The 6,066-nt window shown below is 34.8% G+C and carries 6 protein-coding genes; 5 read left to right on the top strand and 1 reads right to left on the bottom strand.

What is annotated here, in order from left to right; all coding sequences use genetic code 11:
- Window positions 1–8 precede the first annotated feature (8 nt).
- The 5 genes from H510_RS0116570 to H510_RS0116550 all read left to right on the top strand — a co-directional run bounded on the left by H510_RS0116570 (window position 9) and on the right by H510_RS0116550 (window position 5,189).
- Entirely contained in the window at window positions 9–767 is a 759-nt protein-coding gene (locus tag H510_RS0116570; protein WP_036693256.1) for a PorP/SprF family type IX secretion system membrane protein, read from the top strand.
- 100 nt (window positions 768–867) lie between these two features.
- Window positions 868–1,212, top strand: coding sequence for a type II toxin-antitoxin system RelE/ParE family toxin (locus H510_RS0116565; RefSeq protein ID WP_026905329.1), 345 nt, complete (start codon window positions 868–870; stop codon window positions 1,210–1,212).
- The gene (locus H510_RS0116560) at window positions 1,202–1,513 is read left to right on the top strand and encodes a helix-turn-helix domain-containing protein (protein ID WP_026905328.1); all 312 of its coding nucleotides are present in this window, start codon (window positions 1,202–1,204) and stop codon (window positions 1,511–1,513) included. The genes H510_RS0116565 and H510_RS0116560 overlap by 11 nt, the downstream gene beginning before the upstream one ends.
- A 341-nt stretch (window positions 1,514–1,854) precedes the next feature.
- Window positions 1,855–3,096 (top strand): TlpA disulfide reductase family protein, encoded by a 1,242-nt coding sequence (locus tag H510_RS0116555; protein ID WP_026905327.1) that lies wholly within the window; start codon window positions 1,855–1,857, stop codon window positions 3,094–3,096.
- Window positions 3,093–5,189: a M1 family metallopeptidase gene (locus H510_RS0116550; RefSeq protein WP_026905326.1), complete on the top strand. Its 2,097-nt coding sequence runs from the start codon at window positions 3,093–3,095 to the stop codon at window positions 5,187–5,189. Before H510_RS0116555 ends, H510_RS0116550 begins: the two co-directional genes overlap by 4 nt.
- Here the strand turns inward: H510_RS0116550 and H510_RS0116545 are convergent.
- Entirely contained in the window at window positions 5,186–5,527 is a 342-nt protein-coding gene (locus H510_RS0116545; RefSeq protein ID WP_026905325.1) for a phage holin family protein, read from the bottom strand. The genes H510_RS0116550 and H510_RS0116545 overlap by 4 nt on opposite strands.
- Between the last annotated feature and the right edge of the window lie 539 nt (window positions 5,528–6,066).

Here is a 6,066-nt window from a genome sequence, read left to right as displayed (position 1 = left end):
ACCCAGCGATGGCAGGATATAGAGGTTTAACGGAGGTATACAGCAATTATTCAAACCAGTGGAACAAGATAGAAGGCGCACCAGAGATGCTATCATTTTCAGGGAGTATGCCCATCAATGAGAAAGCCTCTATAGGAGTGAATGTGATCAATGATAAGGCCGGCTTGATGCAAAGAACCCAGGCTATGGGCAGCTATAGCTATAAAGTACCTTTCAGTGCAGACCATAGTCTACGCTTTGGAGTATCGTTAAGCTGGTCTCAAGACGATTTAAACTATAGCTTAGCCAGTGGGAGCAGAGCTAACGACCCGGAGTTGATGCGTTATCAGAACGAGCGGGAGAGTTATCTTGATGGTAACTTTGGGGTATCGTATATCGGTAAGAAGCTAGAGGCACAGTTCAGTTATTTGAACTTAAACCAGCGTAGGAACGGGCAGTTTTCGACGGTAGACTATTCTACGTTTTATAGCGCTGTGAGCTACATGATAACACTAAAGAATGATTTCAGTGTACGTCCTTTGTTGGCTTATAGAGGTGTAAAAGGATACGACAACCAGTATGATATAGCGGCAGAGTGGGGCGTAGAAGATTTGAAGTTGTATACGATGTACCATAGCAACCGGAGTTTCTCAGGCGGTTTGGGATATACCTACAAGCAGCAGTTGAACATCTCAACGATGTACAATACAGAGCCAGTAGCGATACGAGGATTTACGGGCGGCGTATTTGATATTGTGATTGGTTATAGGTTTAATAGGAAGTTGTAGCCATACGATGAAAACAATCCACTACATAAAGTATGATAGAAAAGATTGTGTATTGTTAGCTAATTAGTTAACTTTGTTAGTGCAGACTCGGAACTTTTAAATGAGTGAAAACTTTTTAAGACATATATTTTATTACGAAAATCATTATATAGATTTTTTTGAAAAGTTGCGACCAGAAGTAAAAAAGAAATTTAACTGGACATTACAACTTATTGCAACTGTTGAAAAAGTGCCTAAAAAGTATTTTGATCACATGACTAACTCAACAGGGATTTTTGAAATTCGGGTAGAAGTTGGTTCAGACATTTTCAGAGTTTTTAGTTTTTTTGATAAAGGAAATTTAATTGTATTGGTGAATGGATTTCAGAAAAAAACGCAAAAAACACCTAAACCAGAACTGGAATTAGCAGAGAAACTTAAAAAACAATATTTTGATGAGCAATAAATTAATAAATAAAAAATTAACCTCTTTTTCTACTCATCTTGATGAACAATATGGAAAAAAAGGAACTCCTGAAAGAGCGCAGTATGAAGAAGAATTTGAAGCGTTTAAATTAGGAGTAATGATTCAAGAACTTCGTAAGGAACAAGGCTTAACTCAAGAGCAACTTGCAGAAAGATGCGGAACAACGAAAACTTATATCTCAAGAATTGAAAATAACGCAAGTGACATTAGACTTTCAACATTAATGAGAATTATAAGAGAAGGGCTTGGTGGAAATTTAAAGCTAAGTGTAACGCACTAAAATTACATGAATGTTTAAGTAGCTAAAAAGTTATATCGCACAGAACAAGTACGATGATAGATTAAAATCAGTCTCCAGGTCTTAAGAAGATAAAGAACTGATTACAAATTTGTATCATCATAGAAATCGGTATGATTTTCACTAACATCACCGAACAACACTTTGTAGGTTCAACAGGAAATTGTAAACAATAAGTTTATGAAATAATGAAAATCAGCCTCAAGCATAAGCTTGGGGCTTTTTTATTTAGCCGGCAATTATTCTTAAATTTGAAACTTATCCAAGTCAATGGAAAACAAAATGACTTAAGTCATGTAATCCTTTACAGATACAAATACATCATGAATATTAGAGATCTCATTTATAGCATTCTTACCTTTTTTGTTTTACTTACGGTAGCTTGTCAAACCACAAATAGCACCTTAAATAGTGGTATTTGGAGGGGCGTTTTAATGAATGAAACGGGTGCCGAAGTTCCTTTTAATTTCGAATTGAAAGATAGTTTAGGTAAGTGGCAAATGCTTATTATGAATGGTGAAGAGCAGTTTAAAGTAGATGATATAAGCCGTGAGAAAGATTCTATTTTCATTAAAATGCCACTTTATGATTCTGAAATTAAAGGCATTATTGCAGATAATAAAATAGAAGGCTATTGGGTAAAACACTTGGCAGATAAAGATGTAAAAATGCAATTTGTAGCGCAATATGGTATCAAATGGAGGTTTAAAGAACAACTTAAACCAGTGGTACAAAATATTACAGGAAAATGGGCAACCATATTTACCAATACAGAAGGTAAAGACAGTACACTGGCTATAGGAATTTTCAAACAAGAAGGTAATGTGGTAAGGGGTTCTTTTCTTACACCTACCGGAGATTACAGGTATTTAGATGGTGTTTTAGATGGCGATGAGCTAAGTTTATCAACTTTTGATGGTGGTTTTGCCTTTTTATTTACTGCAAAAGTAAATGGAGAAACTCTAAATGAAGGTAAGTTTTATTCAGGTTTTTCTTCGCAAGAATTGTTTACAGCCAAAAAGGATGAAAACGCAACTTTACCAGATGCTTATGGCTTAACTTATTTAAAGCCAGGTTTTGAGACGATAGATTTCTCTTTCCCGGATATGAATAAAAAACAAGTCAGCCTAAAAGATGAGGAGTTTAAAAACAAAGTAGTGATTCTGCAATTATTAGGGTCTTGGTGCCCTAATTGTATGGATGAAACTGCATTTTTAAGCAACTATATTCGCCAAAATAATTTTGATGATGTTAAGGTTTTAGGTTTGGCTTATGAGCGTACCTCAGATTTTGAGAAATCTAAAGCCAATTTGCAAAAAGTTATCCATCGTTTTCAGGTGCCTTATCCATTCTTAATTACCGGATATACCAATAAAAAGGGCGAACCTGCAAAAAGTTTACCTATGTTAAATACCGTTATGGCCTTCCCTACCATGATCGTGATAGATAAAAAAGGTAAAGTTAGAAGCATCCATACAGGTTTTAACGGACCAGGAACTGGAGCATATTATGAGGACTTTGTAAAGGAGTTTGAAACACTCATCAGTACTTTAAGAAAAGAATGAAAATAATTTTAAGAAGTAAATGCTGCTATCTTTTACTTGTAGCATTTATTTTATCTTCCTGCGGAAAAATACATTTTATAGAATTTGAACCCATTTATATTCATGCAAATAAAGCTGGTGCTAAGGTTTATCACGCAAGTTATCCCCAAGAAATTGATATTCTTCATACAGAATTAGACGTTTCTTTTAACTGGGATAGCGCTTTTGTTTATGGCGAAGCTAAAATTACAGCCCAACCCTATTTTTATGCTACAGATTCTATGGTGTTAGATGCAAAAGGCTTTAAAATACATCAGATTTATCAAGAAATTAACAATAGCTGGCAAGCAGTACCTTATACCTATGTTGACCATAAAATTACCATCCGCTTAAATAAGGCCTATCAGGCAAAAGAACCCTTTATAATCAAGGTTAATTATATTGCGGTACCTAGAAAGCTGAGGGTTGGGCGAGATATTTTTTCTGCGGATGATAGAGGTTTATATTTTATCAACCACAAAGGAAAAAATCAGCTATGGACACAAGGAGAAACCGAGAATAATTCCTGCTGGTTTCCTACGATAGAAAATCCGGCTGAAAAAATGACTCATCAGTTTAATATACGTGTTGATGAACAATACCAAACACTTTCTAATGGTTTTTTAAAAGAAAGCATTAAACATACAGATGGTACCCGTACAGATACGTGGTTGATGCAACAGCCACATGCAGTGTATTTAAGTATGCTAGCCGTAGGCGAATTTGAAATTACTGAAGATAAATGGAAGGATATCCCACTTCGGTATTATACCGAAAAGGATTATGCCGCTACCGCAAAAAAGGTTTTTGGGAATACACCAGCCATGCTTGATTTTTTCTCAAAACAATTAAACTACTCCTATCCTTGGCCTAAATACGACCAAATTGTAGTGCGTAATTTTGTGAGTGGTGCTATGGAAAATACCACAGCTTCGGTTTTTTACAGCGGACTTAACCTTACAGCAGCACAGCATGAAGACCATAATCAAGACGATATTATTGCGCATGAACTTTATCACCATTGGTTTGGGAATTTAGTGACTTGCGAATCATGGTCTAATTTACCTTTAAACGAGTCTTTTGCCACTTACGGAGAGTATTTATGGCGAGAATTTAAAAACGGAAAAGAAGATGCTGATGAGCATCTTTACCAGATGGCACAAACTTATTTCGGTTACGCTAAAAATAGAGATGCAAATGTTATCAGGTTTAATTATGCTGATAAAGAGCAGATGTTTGATGCCATATCCTACCAGAAAGGAGCTGTTATTTTACATAACCTGAGAACTTTAGTTGGTGATGATGCCTATTTCGCAGCTTTACATTTATACCTCACTCAAAATGCTTACAAAGCGGTAGAAATTCATCATTTAAGATTGGCGTTTGAAGAAATAACTGGTAAAGACTTAAACTGGTATTTTAAGCAATGGTTTTTCGCTAAAGGCTATCCGGAGTTAAAAATTGATAAATTTTATGATGCACAACAGCAGCAATTGGTTATTGATGTAGAACAATTGCAAGACACGGCATCTATACCGGTTTATCAACTCCCAATAACCTTAAAAACCGTTTCTAAAAATCAGGTAAATTACCATGATATTTTGATAACCGATATCAAACAGCGTTTTACTATCCCTTTTTCAGCAGCTCCTGATTATATTAAATTTGATGTTCACAACAATTTACTTATTAAAAAGCAGGAGGTTAAAAGCGAAAAAGACTATGAAAAACAGTTTCTGTATGCTGATGATTATCTAGATAAAAAAGAAGCTATAGCTTATTTCGATAAACATAAAACAGCTCCTCAGGCTATGCCTATATTCCAAAAAGCTATTCAAGATACAGCTTGGCCTATTGTAGTTAAAGGCTTGGAACACTATAAAATGTTTGATGCGGATTTCAGGGCAGAACAGTTAAGTAAAATCAAAGATTTAGCCTTAACTCATCCAAAATCGCATGTGAGAGCAGAAGCTGTTAAAGTACTTAAAAGATACTATCCAAAAGCAGATTATAAAGATATCCTTACTAAGCTAAAACAGGATATATCTGCTTTAGTTCATAAAGCTTTACATTAATCATCTTTTTTAAAGCCTCCAAACACCATTTTAATAACAGCTAAAACCAGCGCAAACAATAAAGCTGATAAAAAGCCAGAAGTATTGAAGCTAGTCATCACTTCATCAACCAGTAAAACCATCAGTACGGTAATAATAAAAGACATCAGCCCCAGCGTAAGAAAATTAATGGGGAAAGTAAATATTCTTAAAATAAAACCAATTGTGGCATTAGCTAAAGCGATTAATATACCAGCTAGTACCGCTGATAAATAACCATCTACACTTACACCTGGAATTAAAAATGCGGCAATAGCTACCGCTAAGCCCATCAATAAAATTTCTATAATTAAACTCATCACCATAAAATTTGAATCTAATCTAACAAAATTAAGCCATCTGATTAGGTTTTTAGTTCATTAGCCATTAGTTTATCAGGGTGTTAGTCATTGGTATAGTAAATGATTTAGTGATAAAAGATAGGTAAACTAATAATACTTTTTAATTTTAGCCTCATGCACAAGGCTTTCCAACCCTAGCCGGGTAGTGGCTTCTTTCTTTTCCTTGATGAAAAAAAACAAAAATCAAGGCTGATGAATATTTGTTGTAAATCCTCCATAAATCTTTTATCCGCAAACGGGATCCGTGGGAAAGTTTGTGTTTTGTTGAAAGCATTTACAACACTTCTTCCGTTTGCTTTCTGATAGTGTTTTATGAAAGTTTATGCAAAAGATTTATGGGTCTTTCCTGCCAAATCTTCATAGGCCGTCTTTCGTTCTTCGGATAATGTTATTTAATGATTAAAGGCAGCTCCTAAATATTTGCTCTTTAGGTTCTTTATACTTTCTACTCAATACTTTCTACTTCCAGAAAGGGATAAACATTCATAAAAAAACAG

Origin of the sequence: Pedobacter glucosidilyticus DSM 23534 (assembly GCF_000425145.1) — a bacterium.
GTDB classification, from domain to species: Bacteria; Bacteroidota; Bacteroidia; order Sphingobacteriales; family Sphingobacteriaceae; genus Pseudopedobacter; species Pseudopedobacter glucosidilyticus.
This window is presented reverse-complemented; position numbering and strand designations above follow the sequence as displayed.

Excerpts from the sequence above, each read along its gene's own strand:
- H510_RS0116550 (WP_026905326.1), top strand. The coding sequence starts at position 3,093 with ATGAAAATAATTTTAAGAAGTAAATGCTGCTATCTTTTACTTGTAGCA.
- H510_RS0116570 (WP_036693256.1), top strand. The coding sequence starts at position 9 with ATGGCAGGATATAGAGGTTTAACGGAGGTATACAGCAATTATTCAAAC.
- H510_RS0116560 (WP_026905328.1), top strand. The coding sequence starts at position 1,202 with ATGAGCAATAAATTAATAAATAAAAAATTAACCTCTTTTTCTACTCAT.
- H510_RS0116555 (WP_026905327.1), top strand. The coding sequence starts at position 1,855 with ATGAATATTAGAGATCTCATTTATAGCATTCTTACCTTTTTTGTTTTA.
- H510_RS0116545 (WP_026905325.1), bottom strand. The coding sequence starts at position 5,527 with ATGAGTTTAATTATAGAAATTTTATTGATGGGCTTAGCGGTAGCTATT.
- H510_RS0116565 (WP_026905329.1), top strand. The coding sequence starts at position 868 with ATGAGTGAAAACTTTTTAAGACATATATTTTATTACGAAAATCATTAT.